This window comes from Streptomyces boninensis (assembly GCF_048572725.1).
In the GTDB taxonomy this organism is placed as follows: domain Bacteria; phylum Actinomycetota; class Actinomycetes; order Streptomycetales; family Streptomycetaceae; genus Streptomyces; species Streptomyces boninensis.
This window is the reverse complement of sequence record NZ_CP183837.1, coordinates 8237855-8253527: the sequence shown is the minus strand read 5'-3', so window position 1 is coordinate 8253527 and position 15673 is coordinate 8237855. Positions and strand designations below refer to the sequence as shown.

Sequence of the window (15673 nt, the reverse complement as noted above, 5' to 3'; positions counted from 1 at the left end):
GCCTCCGACAACGGCTCTCACCGCACCTTCAGCGGCAGCGCCTCCAGCTCGTTCTGCGTGATCACCGGCAGGTTCCGGATCTCCTCGTCCGGCACCGCCAGGGACATCCCGGGGAAGCGCGCGAAGAGCGCGGGCAGCGCCACCGCCGCCTCCAGGCGCGACAGGGCGGCGCCGGGGCAGATGTGCGGCCCGTGCCCGAAGGACATATGCCGGATCGGCGTCGGCCGGGTGATGTCGAAGGCATCGGCGTCGGGCCCGTACGACTCGGGGTCGCGGCCGATCGCGCGATACGACATGACGACGCCCTCGCCCTTCTCGATCACCTGCCCGCCGACCTCGATGTCCTCGGTCGCGAAGCGCATCAGCAGGTGGCTGTTGGGCGGGTCGTAGCGCAGCGCCTCCTCGATGGCGGTGGCCCAGGTGACCTCGCCGTCCAGGACGAGCCGCAGCTGGCCGGGGTGGCCGAGCAGGTGCCGCACGGTGGCGAGGATCAGCTGGATCGTGGTCTCGTGCCCGGCCCCGACCATCGACTGGAGGTTGCCGACGACCTCCTCCTCGGTGAGCGGCTCGCCGCCCTCCTCCGCGAGGATCAGGGCGCTGGTGAGGTCGTCCTGGGGGTTGGCGGTCTTCTCCCGCACCATCTCGGTGAAGATCCCGTTGAGCTCCCCGATCGCCGCCATCCGCTCCTCATGCGGCGTCAGCATGGAGAAGAAGGCCTCCCACAGCCGGGTCTGCCGCGGTATCTCCTCCTCGTCCACGCCCATCAGCAGGCACACCACCCGCATCGGCAGCGGCCGCGCGAAGACATGCTTGAGGTCGACGACGCCGTCGTCCGCCTTCTCGGCGGCAGCGGCCACATCGTCGAGCAGCTCCGCCACGATCCGCTCCACCGTCGGGCGCAGCGCCTCCAGCCGGCGCGGGGTGATGGCCTGCGCGGTCTTCATGCGCAGCCGCCGGTGCTCGGCGCCGTCGACGGTGAACATCGACCGACCCGGATTGACCATGGCGATCAGCGGCCACTCCGCGGTGATCTCGCCGCTCTGCCACAGCCGCCACGCCTCGATGTCCTTGACCAGCCGGTCGTCGGTGAGGAGCTTGCGCGCCTCGGCCTGCCGGGTGACGGTCCATGCGGTCGCGCCGAGCAGGTCGAGACGGGCCAGCGGCGGCCCGCCGGCCAGCGCCGCGGTCTCGCCCGCGAGGTCCCGTACCAGCGGATCGACGGCCAGCGGTTCGGGGAGCCCTTCGGCGGTGTGCCCGGCAGCGGCGGCATGGGGGCAGTTCACGGGTGTCCTCCTGATGCTCGTACGGGCGTGAAGCTGACGGGCAGGGCGGTCATGCCGCGCAGGAACGCGGACGGCCGCCGGACAAGCGTCTGTGCCGGTACGGACAGGTCGAGGTCGGGGAGCCGGTCGAGCAGCACCTCGATGCCCGTACGAGCGATGATCTCCGCTATCTCCTGCGCGGGGAAGGGGCAGCGGAAGTCGCCGTAGGAGAAGGCGAAGTGGGCGCTGTTGCCGCTGGCGGCCTCGCCGCCGTCGGGGCCGGCGAGGGCCTGCTGGATGACCGGGTCGCCGTTGGCGGCGGCGAGGCCGAGCAACAGCATGTCGCCGGCCCTGATGGGGCGGCCGCCGAGCTGGGTGTCGCGGGCGGCCCAGCGGCCGACGAGGATCTGGGTGGGGGTGTCCTCCCACAGCACCTCGTTCATGGCGGTGGCGACGCTGTGCCGGCCGCCGCCGAGCGCGGCGGCGAAGCGGTCTTCGGTGAGCATCAGCCGGACGGAGTTGCCGATCCAGTCGGCGGTGGGCAGGAAGCCGGCGGCGGTGGTGTCCTTCAGGTTGAGCATCACCTCGTCCGCGGACAGGCGGGCGGAGTCGGCGAGGAGGCGGGAGGCGATGTCGGTGCCGGGCTGCTGCCGCTTGTGCGCGACCAGTTCGCGCATGCGCTCCACGTAGGTCTGGTACGCCTTGACCGCCCCGGGGCCGCCGTCGGCCAGTTCGGTCATCACGCCCGCCAGCTCGCGGCCGCCGTCGTCCGGCATGCCGATGAGGCGGGCGAGGACGAGGACCGGCAGCGGCACCGCGTAGTCGGCCACCAGTTCGGCGCTGCCGCGGGCGCAGAAGGCGTCGATGAGCCGGTCGGCCAGCTCCTCGCACTGGCGGCGCAGGTCGAAGGGGTCGACGCCCTCCAGTGCCGTGCCGACGGCGCCGGCGTGCCTGCGGTGCTCGTCGATGGTGGGCGAGTAATGGATGGAGGGCGCCACGCCGCCGACCATCGGCATCAGCGGCCAGTCCTCGGGGACCTTCGGCCACTGGTTCCACACCCCGCGGTCGCGGCAGAACAGCTCCGGGTCGGAGGTGACCTGGTGCAGCTCGCGGTAGCCGATGACGAGCCAGGCGGGGATCTCGCCGGGCAGCTCGACGGGGGCCACCGGGCCGTGCTCGCGGCGGATCTCGCGGTAGAGCTGCAGCGGGTCGGTGTGGAAGCGGGGGCCGCTCAGCGGGACGGCGTCGTGGGCGACGGGGCAGCCGGTGGCAGTGTCGTTTCCAGGAGTGGGCTGGGGGGAGGTCATGGTGCGGCGGTCTCCTGCTGTGCGGCGGCGAGGGACTGCAGATGCTCGGCCAGGGAGATGAGGACCTGCTTGCTGGAGGCGCGCGACCTGGCGTCGCAGGTGAGCAGCGGCACCTGCTCGTCGAGGTCGAGGGCCTTGCGCACCTCGGCGGCGTTGTACGGGGGGCCGCCGAAGTCGTTGCGGGCCACGACGAACGGCGTGCCGTGGTGTTCCAGCCGGTCTATGGCGTACCAGGAGTCGGCGAGCCTGCGGTCGTCGACCAGCACGATCGCGCCGAGCGTGCCCGCGAACAGCCGGTCCCAGAGGAACCAGAAGCGTTCCTGCCCGGGCGCGCCAAAGAGGTAGAGGACCGTGCGCTCATCCAGGCTGATCCGCCCGAAGTCGAAGGCGACGGTGGTGGCCGTCTTGCCGGGGACGGCCGACCGGTCGTCGGTGCCCTCGCCGGCCTGGGTCATGGTCTCTTCGGTGTTCAGCGGCCGGATGTCGCTGACCGACCGCACCATGGTGGTCTTGCCCGCGCCGAAGCCGCCGACGATGACGATTTTGAGCCCGTTGTCGGCGGTGGCGGCCAGCTGCGTGCCCGGCTCAGAGCCGGTGGCGGAGTCCAACGAGCACCTTCTCCAGGGTGGTCGGGTCGGGCAGCCGTCTCGCGGAGGCGGCCGTCCGCGGGTGGCGGGCGGTGACCTTGCCCGACTCCAGCAGGTCGGAGAGCAGGATCTTGGTGATGCTGACCGGCAGCTTCAGCTGCGCGGACACCTCCACCACGGCGGTCGGGCGGCGGCACATGCGCAGGATCGCGACATGCTCGGACTGCATGCCCGGGACCGGGTCGCTCTCGGCGACCACGAGCGTCACGAGATCGAACTCGTCCGTCCCCGGGCTGCTGCGCCCCTGCGTGAGCGTGTAGAGCCGGTCAGGGTCGTCGTCCCGGCCGGGGCGCGGCGTCATTCCGCGCTGCCAAGACGCAGCTTGTACGCGAGGTCGTCCTCGCGCGGCGCGGCGCTCAGGTGCTCGCCGATCTGCTCGACGAGCGCCAGGAGGTTGTGCCCTACGAGCCCGGGGTCGGACTCTTCCCCTGCTACGACGGCCACATGACTCCCCTCCCCCGCCTCGACGATGAACAGCACCCCGCCGTAGAACTCGGTCATCGACTGCCGCACACCCCCGCTCCCGTCCCCGAACTCCACGGACGCGCCATGGGCGAGACTCTGGATGCCGGCGGATATGGCGGCGAGCTGATCGGCGCGATCGGCGGAGAGCTCGCGGGTGTGGCAGAGCTTGAGGCCGTCCCGGGACAGCACGAGCGCGTGCCGGGTGCCGGGCGTACGCTCCAGCAGGCCCTCCAGCAGCCAGGCGAGTCTTCCGGCCTCGGCGGCGGAGTTGGTCATGTTTCGTCCTCCGAGGGGGGTACGGGGGCGCGGTTGTGCGCGCCGGGGGGACCGGGGGTGTTCGAGGGGTCGAGCGAGTCGGCGGGGTCGGGGGCGGTGGCGGGGTCGGCGGCGGGTGCCGCGCGGTGGTTGGCGTCCGGCTGTGGGGCGCGATCGGTCGGTGGGGGGTCCGCCAGGGTCTCCTCGCCGGTCACGGCGCGGTGGAAGGCGCCGAAGCGGGCGGCGGAGCCCGCGCGTTGGAGGTTGCCGCCGCTGCCGCCGGCCCGCGGCTCGCGTTCGGCGCGCTCGCGGCGCCGCTCGCCGGGGAGGCCCTCGGGGTGGGCGGCCTCCAGGGCGCGGCCGCGGCGGCGCTGGGGCAGGCCGGGGAGGGCGAAGTCGGCGGGCTCGGGCTCGACGGCGGTCTCCTCGGCTGCGTGGCGCGCACCTTCGTCCCCGGCGCCCGGTCGCGCGCGGACGTGTTCCTCGCCGTCTCGACCGGCGTACCGCTCAGCGCCGCCACCGGCGTGCTGCTCCTCCGGGTCGCCGCCCGGCAGTTCGCGTACGGCCCCGGGCGCGGCGCCGCCGGGCAGTTCCCGTACCGCCGCCGCGGACGCGGACCCGGACGCCGACGCCGACGCGCCGACCGGCGCCGCCACGCGGCTGATCAGCTCCTGCGGGATCATCACCACAACCCCCGTGCCGCCGATCGCCGACGGCCGGAAGTTCACGGTAAGACCGTGCTTGTACGCCAGGTGCCCCACCACCGCGAGCCCCAGCCGCGTCCCGGTCAACGTGGACAGGTCACCAGGCGGCCCCGCGACGGCGCGCTCCGCCCGCCGCAGCGCCGTCTCGCTCATCACGAGCCCGGCGTCCTCGACGGTGACCGCCGCACCCGCCGGGACCTCGGACACGTAGACATGCACCTCGGTAGTCGGCGGCGAGAAGTTACAGGCGTTGTCGAGGAGTTCGGCGAGTACGTGCATGACGCCCTCCGCCGCATGCCCGGCGACCGCGATGTCGGCGACCGACCGCAGCCGCACCCGCTGATAGCCAGCGATCCGCCCCATAGCGCCGCGCAGGATCGACTCCATCGCGATCGGCTTCGCCCACCGCCGCCCGGAGCGCGCCCCGCTGAGCACCGCGATCGAGTCCGCGACCCGCCCCGCCTGGGCGGTGCGGTGGTCGAGGTGCAGCAGGTCGCCGAGGATCGCGGCGTCGGCGTGCCGGTTCTCCATGTCGCGGAGGTCGGCGAGCATGCCGGTGGCCATGGCCTGCATCCGGCCGGCGGCGTTGGCGCAGGCGGCCATGGCGGCGGCGCGGCGGTTCTCGCTGCGCGCGGCCTCCTCGGCGATGGCGCGCAGCGCGCGCACGTACGCCTCATTGTCGGGCAGCCGCACGCCGGAGACGGCGGTGTCCGCCGAAGAGCCCTTGCCGAGCTGCGCCAGCACGGCGGGCACCGTCTCGTCGGCGAAGCGGGCCGCGTCCGCGGCGGAGGCGGCGGAGGCATTGGCCGCGGCACCCGCCTCCGCGGCGAGCTGCAGCCGCCCGGCCCGGAACCGCTCGCGGTAGCGCACGGCCAGCGTGACGGCGAGCGCGAGCGCCAGGCCCGCGCCGCCGGCGCCGTAGGCGGCCTCGTTACGGAACGATTCGGGGGCCGCGGCCACCGCCCACAGCACCAGGCCCGCGCCCGCGAGCGCGGTCACGAGAAAAGCCCAGAGGGTACGGGCCGCATGCGGGCGAGCAGCGGCTTGTTGCGCGGTCATCGTGCGGACTCCTCGGGGCGCGAGCGGGGACGCCTTTGGTCAACTCAACGACCCTATAAGGAAGTTCTCCTGCACACCACTGACACATTGTGACCACATGTGACACACGGCGACCATCGGTAAAATGGACGGCATGGAAGCCATCGGCGACAAGGTGCTGGGCGGCTGGCTCGGCCGCATCGCCGGCAACATGCTCGGCAAGCCGGTCGAGGACGGCGACTACTGGTCCCGCGACCGCATCGACCACTACCTCCGCCTCACCGGCGCCCTCCCCCTGAGCGGCTACATCCCGCCCCCGGGCCCGCACGAACACGACTTCAAGCTGCGCCCGGAGTGGCCGGACTGCACCCGCGGCAACATCCACGGCTCCTGCCGCGACGACGACGTCGACTACGCCATCCTCGGCCTCGAACTGCTGGAGCGGCACGGCTTCGCGTTCACCACGGAGCAGGTGGGCGAGCTGTGGCTGGAGCACCTCCCGTACCGGCAGGTCTTCACGGCGGAACGAGTCGCCTATCGCAACCTGGTCGACGGCCTCGCCCCGCCCGAGACCGCGACCACCGACAACCCGTACCAGGACTGGATCGGCGCCCTGATCCGCGCCGACATCTTCGGCTGGACCTGCCCCGGCGACCCGGAGCGGGCCGCGGGCCTGGCCCGTAAGGACGCGCGGCTTTCGCATACGGGCGACGGGGTGTACGGCGCGATGTGGGCGGCGGCGATGGTGGCCGCGGCCTTCACGGCCAGCGGGCCCGGCGAGGTGGTGGCGGCCGGGCTCGAGGTGATCCCGGGCGACTGCGAGCTGGCGCGTACGATCCGGCGGACCGTCGAGCTGCACGCCAAGGGGGCCGCGTGGGGCGAGACGCTCGCGGAGACGGCGCCGGAGGGCGAGCGGCACTGGATCCACGTAGAGCCGAACGCCGCGGTCATCACGGCGGGCCTGCTCTACGGCGAGGGCGCCTTCACGCCCACGATCGCACTGACGGTGCGCGGCGGGCTCGACACCGACTCCAATGGGGCGACGGCGGGGTCGGTGGCGGGGGTGCTGTGCGGGGCTGCGGCGCTGCCGCCGCAGTGGACGGTGCCGTTGGAGGACACGGTGCGGAGCGCGGTATTCGGGTGCGACCGGGCGAGCATCGGGGAGATGGCGGAGCGGACGGTGCGGGTCGCGGAATTGTCATCCTGAGGAGTATGCGGGGCGGCGGAACGCGGCGGAATTTGTGCGTCGGCTTGTCAACTCCGGCGGTAGAACCGTCGTCGTACGCGGTTGTCAGTGGGGGCTGTTATACCTGAATTCCGTCACTCTTCGATCGCGGATTCTTTGGGGGGATCTCGTTGAGACATGTATCAATGCGCGCCTGGTTAGCCGCGCTCGTTACGGCCATCGGGCTGCTGCTGGGCGCCCTGCCGGCCACGCAGGCGGCTGCGGCGCCCGCGCCTTGCGGCGACTTGGCCGCCGGGACCTCGAACGGCCTCACCCTGCAGAACTGGTCCGTCGTACCGAACTATGACGGCCGACTTTGCGAGGCGGAGCTCACGACCGGCGCGCTGTTCACGCCGCGCGGCCCGGGCGCGCCGCAGATCGACCCGGTGCAGAAGCCGGTCCGCGTCCGCGTATACCTCCCGTCCGGCTACACGCCGTCGGCCGACTACCCGGTGCTCTTCCTGCTGCACGGCGGCGCCACGGACTATCTGCAGTGGTCCACGTCGGGGGACATCAAGAAGACGGTGGCGGACGCCGGCTTCAAGGGCATAGTCGTGATGCCGGAGGGCGGCAAGTCCGGCTTCTACAACGACTGGAGAGGCCACACGTACGGCAATTTCGCCCCGCTCTGGGAGACGTTCCACATCAAGCAGCTGGTGCCGTGGGTCGACGCCAACTTCGGCACCAGCGGCACCAAGTCCGGCCGGGCGATCGCGGGCGTGTCGATGGGCGGCTACGGCGCGCTCAAGTACGCCGCGCAGTACGGCACCCTGTTCTCGGCCGTCGGCGACCTCTCGGGCGGCACGGACATCCGCCGCGCGGACCACCAGCAGATCATCAACGACGGCACGACGAGTTACGGCGCCCGCTTCTACAAGCTGGGCACGGAGGGCGACGCGGGCAACTACTGGAAGTACCTGCTCCCCGACAACCCTGGCCCGGCGGAACGCACTGCGGCGATATTCGGCCCGCCCGGCCCGGCGTCGGCGAACTGGGAATCGTTCAACCCGGTGCAGGTAGCCGAAAAGCACCCTGCAAAATACGCCGCCTACAGCGGAAAGGTGGCGCTGTACGGCGGTGGCGCCAACCCCGACGGCACGCAAGGCAGCTCCGGCGAAACCGACGTCTACCAGTGGACCAAGAACCTCCACACAGCCATGCAGAAAACCAACATCCCGCACCGCTACTGCACGGGCCCAGGCGCCCACGACTTCAACACCTTCACCCCGGAACTGAAGAACTTCCTCTCCTTCGCCTACAACCTGCCCGGCCCGACGTGCCCACCCGGCTGGATAACCCCGTAACCCCGATCCCGTAGCCTCTGGGCCCATGGATCAAACAGCCATGGGCCCATCGGCCGGCCGGTCGTTCCTGCGGACCGTCCTGGTGGCACTGACCGGCTGGGCGATCACCGCAGGCATCGCCCTCCTCGCCGCCGCCCTGCCGGAGTTCGCGGCTTTCATGATCGGCGCGGCGGCCTGCATGCTCTTCCCCGTCGCGGTGAGCGTCCTGCACAACTACGCCTGGTGGCTGGCGGTGCTTTCGCTGGTGCCGGGCGCGGCGGTTCTCTTCGGCGGGGTGTACTGGGAGCAGGAGGGCATGGGCTGGGCGATCGGGGGTGCGGTGGGCTGGACGCTGATCGTCGGCTACGCGGGCCGGCGCGGCCACCGGCGCCGCAGGCGCGGCAAGACCGGCAGCCCGCTCGGTGCCGTAATTGACATGCAGCAAGGCTCTTGGTGATGCGTGGACAGGCCCGCGGTCAGAAGGTGGCGATCGGGTTGGCCGGGCTGCCGGAGGTGCCGGCCAAGCGGATCGGGGCGACTGCGAGCTGGAAGTCCCACTGGCCCAGCTCGGCGGCCATCGTGGCGCAGGCTTCCAGGTCGCAGTTGTCGAGCATCCAAAGACCCATTGCTACGAGGCTTACGGCGTGGACCGGCATCAGTACGTCGTCGTAGCCCGACGGCTGGACGTCCTGGGGAGTGTCGGCGCCGATCAGTGCGACCTCGCGGTCGCGCAGCCACGGCAGGCAGGAGGCGTGCCAGCCGGCCTGGGTGATGCCGCCGGCCGCGCCGCCCTCGTGGCGGACGCGGCCACCGCCGGTCCGGATGAGTACCGCATCGCCGGGCCGCACCCGTACGCCCTGGCGGCGCTCGGCCTCCTCGAGGTCCTCGGGGAACACCCCGTCGCCCGGCTCCAGCCACGGCACATCGCGGACCTTCGCGATGTCGAGCAGGACGCCACGCGTGGTGATCCCGTTTGCCGCCGCCGTGACCGCCGCCCACGCCGACCCCGTGTCGGCGTCGACCAGTTCGTGCGACCGCCCGTTGTACATCTTGCCGTCCCAGAAGATGTGGCACGGCGAGTCGAGGTGAGTGACGGTGTTGTTGTGGAACATGATGCCGAGCTGCTCATTCGAAAAGCCCCAGCGCCGGTCATTGCGGAAGCCGGCCACCGGCATGTTCTCGGCACCCGGCATGTCCGCGGCACACGGGCACGACGTCGTCGCCCGCTCCATCTCCCCCGGTACGGCGATCTCCCACGCGCACGACAGGCTCCGGCCATGGCGTACGGCCCGCGCCGCCCCCAGCCGCACCTCGTCGGTGATGAGATTCAGCGTCCCGAGCTCGTCGTCCTCGCCCCACCGCCCCCAGTTCGACAGCGTGTCGAAGTACCCGAGCACATCGTCCTGCGTGGGCATCGCCCGCCCTGCCGTCATCCCACCACCAACTCCTCCGAGCACGCGATTTCGAGGCACCAGAGCCCGGAGGTACGGTACCGGCCAGCTCAGCAGAAGTTCGCCGACCGCGGCGCGGACACGTTGCCCGAGCTGTCGATGGCCCGGACCGTAATGGTGCAGCCGGTCAGCAGCGGATCGCCGATGTTCGGGTGGTCGGCGTAGAAGCTCCGGCTGACCACATGATCGGTCCCGCCATCGGTGGTGATCCGGTAGCGAAGCCCCCGCTCGAAGTTGACGTTGTCAGTCGCGCCGCCCCACCACACGTAGTGGGCGCCGTCGGCCACATCCTCGGGCTGGATCCGCGTCACCGGCGTCGGCGGCTCGGTGTCCGGCTCGACGCCGGTAGTGATGGTGCTCGCCGGGCTCGGCGCCGAGACATTGCCGGCGGCGTCCCGCGCCCGCACCGTAAAGGAGTAGCTGGTCGCCGGCTCCAGCCCGGTGAACACGGTGCCCCAGGCGACGCCCTCCGGCACCACCTTGGTCGTCTCCCCATTGCTGACCAGGAAGTCCTCGACACCGACGTTGTCCGGCGGGGTGGTGACATCCCAGAACGCCCACTCCATGGTGACGCTCCTGCCGGTCCGGTCCACGAAGGTCGGCGCGGTGGGCGTCTGCGGCGGCTCCCGGTCCTCCGCCGCCACCGCGGGCGCCGTCATCCCGGCGGCGAGTGAGACAGCGAGAAAGGCGACGGTCAGAGTCATTCTGCTGTGCACAAGTTCCTCCAGCCTCTTGCCGATGGGCACGCGAGCTCAGCACGCGCTTTCTACGGCATACGGGACCGGGGATCCGAGCGTTCACGGTGGCGGCCGATGAGTTTCGGGACGTACGAGCGTCACATGTGCAGGACCGCGGACGAAGGAGCCCCCATGGCCAAGCTCATCTACTCAATGATCACCTCGCTCGACGGCTACGCCGAGGCGGCGGAGGGCGACCTCGGCACCGGAGCCGCCGAGGACCCGGAGGTGCACACCTTCATCAACGATCTCTTCCGCCCGGTCGGCACGTACCTCTACGGCCGCCGCATGTACGAGACGATGATCTTCTGGGAGACCGCCCTCACCGACCCCGACCTGCCGCCGCACATCCAGCAGTACGCCCGCGACTGGCAGGCCGCGGAAAAGGTCGTGTACTCCACGACACTCGAGTCCGTATCCAGCGCCAAGACCAGGATCGAGCGCACCTTCGACCCGGACACGATCCGCAAACTCAAGGCCGAATCCGACCACGACCTGACAGTCGACGGCCCGAACCTGGCCGCCCAAGCAATCAAGGCCGGCCTCGTGGACGAATACCACCTCTTCATCACCACCACCGTCGTAGGCGGCGGCAAGCGCTTCTTCCCCGACGACATCCGCCTCGACCTCACCCTGCTCGACCAGCACACCTTCGCCAGCGGCCTCATCCACGCCCACTACCGGACCCGCTGAGAGCCGTCACCCCCACCCCGTACGCTGGCGACATGTCCGCCACACCCCTCGTCGCCATCCTCAGCGGCGCCGGCATCTCGACCGACTCCGGCATCCCGGACTACCGGGGCCCCAACGGCCTGTGGCGCCGGGATCCGGAGGCGGAGAAGCTGGTCACGTACGGGCACTACATGTCGGATCCGGACATCCGCCGCCGGTCCTGGCAGATGCGCGCCGCCAGCCCCGCCTGGAAGGCCGAGCCGAATGCCGCGCATCATGCCGTCGCCGCGCTGGAGCGGACCGGCACGCCCCTGCGCGTCGTCACGCAGAACACCGACGGCCTGCATCAGCGCGCCGGGCTGCCGGAGCGGAAGGTGCTGGAGCTGCACGGCAGTTCCCGTTCCGTCGTATGCACGGAGTGCGGGGAGCGCGGCACGATGGCGGCCGCGCTGGAGCGGGTCGCGGGCGGGGAGGAAGACCCCGGCTGTCGCACCTGCGGCGGGATCCTCAAGTCGGCCACGGTGATGTTCGGCGAGTCTCTCGACCCGGCCGTACTCACCGAAGCCGTCGCGGTGGCCAAGGCCGCCGACGTCTTCATCGCCGTAGGCACCACCCTCCAGGTCCAGCCCGCCGCCTCCCTCGCCGGCATGGCGGCGGAGCACGGCGCCCGGCTGATCATCGTCAACGCCGAGGCGACGCCGTACGATCCGCTCGCCGAGCGCGTCATCCGCGAGCCCATCGGCACTTCCCTGCCCGCTCTGCTCAAGGACCTGTGAGGTAGCACCGTGCGCGCCGTCGTCTTCGAGGAGTTCGCCAAGCCCGCCGCCGTACGGGAGGTCGCCGACCCCGCTCCGCCGCCCGGCGGTGTCGTGCTGCGGGTCGAGGCGACCGGGCTGTGCCGGAGCGACTGGCACGGGTGGATGGGGCACGACGAGACGGTCAGCCTGCCGCATGTGCCCGGGCACGAGTTCGCGGGCGTGATCACCGCGGTCGGGGATGGGGTCGCGGGCGGCTGGCGGGAGGGTGATCGGGTCACCGTGCCGTTCATCTGCGCCTGCGGGCGCTGCGCGGCCTGCGCACAAGGGCAGCAGCAGGTCTGCGAGCGGCAGGAGCAGCCGGGCTTCACGCACTGGGGGTCCTTCGCCGAGTACGTGCCCGTGCACCACGCCGACGCCAATCTGATCGCGCTGCCCGAGGATCTTTCGTACGCCACCGCCGCCTCCCTCGGCTGCCGCTTCGCCACCGCGTACCGGGCCGTGCTGCAGCAGGGGCGGCTGCGGGCCGGTGAGTGGGTGGCGGTGCACGGGTGCGGTGGGGTCGGTCTTTCGGCGGTGATGATCGCGGCGGCCGCCGGGGCGCGCGTGGTCGCCGTCGACATCGCGCCAGAAGCGCTGCGGCTGGCGGGCGAGTTCGGCGCCGCGGTGACGGTCGACGGAACCGATAGCGACGCCTCCGCAGCCATCCACGACGCCACCCAAGGCGGCGCCCACCTCTCCCTCGACACCCTCGGCTCCGACGCCACCTGCGCCGCCTCGATCCGCAGCCTCCGCCGCCAGGGCCGGCACGTCCAGGTCGGCTGGCTCCCGCAGGGCACCTCCCCCGTACCCATGGGCCTGGTCATGGGCCAGGAGCTGGAGCTGATCGGCAGCCACGGCATGGCCGCCCACGCCTACCCGGAGCTGCTCCGCCAGGTCGCCGCGGGCCTGCTGCGGCCCGACCGGCTGATCACCGACACGATCGGCCTCGATGCCGCCTCGGCCGCGTTGGCCGAATTGGGTCAGGCCTTCCGGACCGGCGTCGCCATCATTGACCCAGCTTCGTAACTGGCCTTTCTTAGCACCCCCGTTGCGGGGAGCATGGACGGATGGATCTCTCGCTCGTCATCGCCCGTCTCACCCAGAAGGCCGTCGAATCGGCGATCGCGAAGATTTTTGTGGAGCGGCCCGGCGCCGGATACGTGGACGCCCCGATCCGGATCCGCCGCTGGCTGCCGCAGAAGGCCACGCTCACCGAGCGGGATCTCAACAAGATCGCGGCGGAGCTGGTGCGCCGCGCGGTCGACGCGGGCGGCGGCGAGCGCGCCGAGCGCCCCGTATCCGCCGATGAGGACCAGGCCGTCACCGACGCCCTCGCCCGCACGCTGCACGCGATGGGCGAGGTGGAGATGGATGACGTACAGGCGCTGGGGCTGCGCCCGGAGGCCTTCGCCGCCGAGCTCAAATCCCGCGCCCCCGACGTAGAGCGGGAGCTGACCGAGGAAGGGACGCTGCTGTACCGGCTGCTGCTGGAGCTGGCGGCGCGGCACATTCTGGAGTTCTTCAGCAAGCAGAAGCAGTTCGAGACGGCGACGCTGGTGGCGTACGGGCAGTACGTGGCCGAGCTGGAGGAGCGGTATACGCGGCTGGCCGAGCGGATCCCGTCGCGCAGCGCGGCGGACGCCGACTTCGAGCGCCGCTACAAGCGCGACATCGCCGTACTCCACAACCAGCTCACCATCTACGGCATCGACCTCGCCCACTCCCCCCGCTCCTGGCCGCTGGACACCGCCTATCTCGACCTGCGCTGCGAGCCGTCCGACCCGGCCTCCTCCGAGCCGGGGCTGCCGGTGTCGCTGGAGCTGAAGGACCGGACCCGGGTGCTGGTGCGCGGGGAGGCGGGGTCGGGGAAGACGACGCTGCTGCAGTGGCTTGCGGTGTGTACGGCGCGCAGCGAGCTGCCGGCGGAGCCTGCCGAGCTGCATTTCCGGGTGCCGTTTCTGCTGCCGGTACGGCGCTTCGCGGGCGAGGGGTTTCCGGCGCCTGAACAGTTTCTGGAGGCGGCCGGCTATCCGCGGGCGGGCTCGCAGCCGCCCGGCTGGGCGGACCGGGTGCTCACCGCGGGCCGCGGCCTGCTGCTGATCGACGGCGTCGACGAGGCGCCGGAGGCGGAGCGCGAGCAGCTGAAGCGGCTGCTGGGCGACTGGAACCGGGTCTACCCCGGCAACGTATGGCTGGTCACCACCCGCCCCTCCGCCGTGCCCCAGGACTGGCTGCGTGAGGAGGACTTCGGCGAGCTGCAGCTGGCGCCGATGGGCCGTGAGGAGGTGGCGTCCTTCATCCGCCGCTGGCACCGCTCGGCCCGCGAGGCGGCCAGGCGCGCCCTGCCATCGCCGGAGCGGGCGCCCGGCACGCGAGGCGGGGCGCCGGAGCCCGCCGACGCGACCCCCTCCGACGCGATCCTGCTCGAGCACGACCTCGGCGTCCTCGACCATCACGAGCAGTCGCTCCTCAAAGCCGTCCGCATCACCCGCGACCTCGGCCGCCTCGCCACCAACCCGCTGATGTGCGGCCTGCTCTGCGCTCTGCACCTGGACCGCAACGGCTATCTGCCGCGCGGCCGCAAGGACCTGTACGAGGCCGCGATGAGCATGCTCCTGGAGCGCCGCGACCCGGAGCGCGCCATGGCCCCGGTCGACGGCATCGACCTGCAGCACCAGCCCAAGGTGCGGCTGCTGCACAAGCTGGCCCACTGGATGCTCGTCAACGGCCGCTCGGAGATGAAGCGCTCCACCGCGATCCGCACGCTCGCCGAGCATCTGCCCGCCGTCCCGGATGCGGCAGGCCACGACGCCGAGACGATCTACCGCCACCTCCTCGACCGTACGGGCCTGCTCCGCGAACCCACCCCCGACACGGTCGACTTCATCCACCGCACCTTCCAGGACTATCTCGCCGCCGAAGCGTGCGTGCAGCGCGAGGACTTCGACCTCCTCCTCAACAACTCCCACCGCACCGACTGGGAGGACGTCATCCGCATGGCCTTCGCACTCGCCCGCCCCGCCGAGTGCGCCGACCTCCTGGACCGCATGATCGGCCCGACCTCCCGCGAACTGCACGGCGACGCCGGCCCGCATCGCAAGCTGCTCGCCGCCGCCTGCCTGGAGCACATCAGCGAGATCGACCCGGCCGTACGGGCCCGCGTCGAGCGCTACGCCCGCAGCATCGTCCGCCCCAGCGACCCGGTCGGCGCCCGCCGCCTCGGCTGGATGGGCCCGATCGTCCTGGAAATCCTCGACGCCCTGCAGGACACCACCACGGCCCCCGACGACGACGCGCTGCTGCTCGCCATCACCGCCACGTCCGTACGCGACGAAATGGCCATCGACTACCTGACAGGCCTGCGCGACCGCACCCGCCACGACATCCGCGCCGAGCTGGCCGGCGCCTGGCACCGCTACGACACCGCCCGCTACGCGAAGGAGATCATCGCCCATCTGGCCGCCGACGACCTGTACTTCCCGGTGTCGGACGCCGACGAGGCAAAGGCGCTGGCCGACCTGGGCGGCCGCCCGCTGGTGAAGGTCACCGGCCCGCTGGCGCCGGAGGAGCTGACCGGGCCGCTGGCCGGCACCCGCCTGACCGGCCTGTGGCTCCACTACGACCTGCGGGCCTCGATGGAGTGGCTGTCGGCCTTCAAGTCCCTGGAGACCCTGCACGTCAGCGAGGGACTGCCGGCGCCGAGCGGCGTGCCCGCGGGCATCCGCGTAACCGGCCCGCCCGCCTCACCGCGCTAGCCGGGGAACGCGGGTCACGCCCCCTCCCGCCCGGCACTTCCAGGCAGTACAGTCCTGCGGATTCGACCCAGGGGG

15 protein-coding genes are annotated in these 15673 nt (G+C 71.7%); 7 read left to right on the top strand and 8 right to left on the bottom strand.

Annotated elements, in window-relative coordinates; translation table 11 throughout:
* Window positions 1-17: 17 nt before the first annotated feature.
* From ACNNMR_RS37245 to ACNNMR_RS37220, 6 genes are read right to left on the bottom strand one after another with little or no spacing between them, the layout of a single operon-like run.
* Window positions 18-1283 carry a cytochrome P450 family protein gene (locus ACNNMR_RS37245; protein WP_419999128.1) on the bottom strand — a complete coding sequence of 422 codons (1266 nt, stop codon included), beginning with the start codon at window positions 1281-1283 and terminating at the stop codon, window positions 18-20.
* Window positions 1280-2569 (bottom strand): cytochrome P450, encoded by a 1290-nt coding sequence (locus ACNNMR_RS37240; protein ID WP_419999127.1) that lies wholly within the window; start codon window positions 2567-2569, stop codon window positions 1280-1282. The genes ACNNMR_RS37245 and ACNNMR_RS37240 overlap by 4 nt, the downstream gene beginning before the upstream one ends.
* Complete coding sequence (locus tag ACNNMR_RS37235; protein ID WP_419999126.1) at window positions 2566-3177, bottom strand: GTP-binding protein; 612 nt, start codon at window positions 3175-3177, stop codon at window positions 2566-2568. The genes ACNNMR_RS37240 and ACNNMR_RS37235 overlap by 4 nt, the downstream gene beginning before the upstream one ends.
* Window positions 3155-3517 (bottom strand): DUF742 domain-containing protein, encoded by a 363-nt coding sequence (locus ACNNMR_RS37230; RefSeq protein ID WP_419999125.1) that lies wholly within the window; start codon window positions 3515-3517, stop codon window positions 3155-3157. The genes ACNNMR_RS37235 and ACNNMR_RS37230 overlap by 23 nt, the downstream gene beginning before the upstream one ends.
* Window positions 3514-3957 (bottom strand): roadblock/LC7 domain-containing protein, encoded by a 444-nt coding sequence (locus tag ACNNMR_RS37225; protein WP_419999124.1) that lies wholly within the window; start codon window positions 3955-3957, stop codon window positions 3514-3516. The genes ACNNMR_RS37230 and ACNNMR_RS37225 overlap by 4 nt, the downstream gene beginning before the upstream one ends.
* Complete coding sequence (locus tag ACNNMR_RS37220; protein ID WP_419999123.1) at window positions 3954-5699, bottom strand: sensor histidine kinase; 1746 nt, start codon at window positions 5697-5699, stop codon at window positions 3954-3956. Before ACNNMR_RS37220 ends, ACNNMR_RS37225 begins: the two co-directional genes overlap by 4 nt.
* Window positions 5700-5823: 124 nt before the next feature.
* Between ACNNMR_RS37220 and ACNNMR_RS37215 the strand changes: the two genes are divergently transcribed.
* The 3 genes from ACNNMR_RS37215 (at window position 5824) to ACNNMR_RS37205 (ending at window position 8643) form a co-directional block, all read left to right on the top strand.
* Window positions 5824-6885: an ADP-ribosylglycohydrolase family protein gene (locus ACNNMR_RS37215; protein WP_419999122.1), complete on the top strand. Its 1062-nt coding sequence runs from the start codon at window positions 5824-5826 to the stop codon at window positions 6883-6885.
* Between the two features lie 164 nt (window positions 6886-7049).
* Window positions 7050-8207: an alpha/beta hydrolase gene (locus ACNNMR_RS37210; RefSeq protein ID WP_419999121.1), complete on the top strand. Its 1158-nt coding sequence runs from the start codon at window positions 7050-7052 to the stop codon at window positions 8205-8207.
* Between the two features lie 25 nt (window positions 8208-8232).
* A complete protein-coding gene (locus tag ACNNMR_RS37205; protein ID WP_419999120.1) occupies window positions 8233-8643 on the top strand; it encodes a hypothetical protein in 411 nt (136 codons plus the stop codon).
* 19 nt (window positions 8644-8662) lie between these two features.
* Here the strand turns inward: ACNNMR_RS37205 and ACNNMR_RS37200 are convergent, their stop codons facing one another.
* Together ACNNMR_RS37200 and ACNNMR_RS37195 are read right to left on the bottom strand one after the other, a co-directional pair.
* Complete coding sequence (locus ACNNMR_RS37200; RefSeq protein WP_419999119.1) at window positions 8663-9619, bottom strand: cyclase family protein; 957 nt, start codon at window positions 9617-9619, stop codon at window positions 8663-8665.
* A gap of 68 nt (window positions 9620-9687) precedes the next feature.
* Window positions 9688-10341, bottom strand: a complete 654-nt coding sequence (locus ACNNMR_RS37195; protein ID WP_419999118.1) for a fibronectin type III domain-containing protein — start codon at window positions 10339-10341, stop codon at window positions 9688-9690.
* A 165-nt stretch (window positions 10342-10506) separates the two neighbouring features.
* Here ACNNMR_RS37195 and ACNNMR_RS37190 point away from each other — a divergent pair, with 165 nt between their 5' ends.
* The 4 genes from ACNNMR_RS37190 to ACNNMR_RS37175 are packed head-to-tail and all read left to right on the top strand — an operon-like array spanning window position 10507 to window position 15598.
* Window positions 10507-11067 carry a dihydrofolate reductase family protein gene (locus ACNNMR_RS37190; protein ID WP_419999117.1) on the top strand — a complete coding sequence of 187 codons (561 nt, stop codon included), beginning with the start codon at window positions 10507-10509 and terminating at the stop codon, window positions 11065-11067.
* A gap of 32 nt (window positions 11068-11099) precedes the next feature.
* Complete coding sequence (locus tag ACNNMR_RS37185; protein WP_419999116.1) at window positions 11100-11822, top strand: SIR2 family NAD-dependent protein deacylase; 723 nt, start codon at window positions 11100-11102, stop codon at window positions 11820-11822.
* A 9-nt stretch (window positions 11823-11831) separates the two neighbouring features.
* Window positions 11832-12869 carry a zinc-binding dehydrogenase gene (locus tag ACNNMR_RS37180; protein WP_419999115.1) on the top strand — a complete coding sequence of 346 codons (1038 nt, stop codon included), beginning with the start codon at window positions 11832-11834 and terminating at the stop codon, window positions 12867-12869.
* 41 nt (window positions 12870-12910) lie between these two features.
* Complete coding sequence (locus ACNNMR_RS37175) at window positions 12911-15598, top strand: NACHT domain-containing protein (protein ID WP_419999114.1); 2688 nt, start codon at window positions 12911-12913, stop codon at window positions 15596-15598.
* Window positions 15599-15673 lie beyond the last annotated feature (75 nt).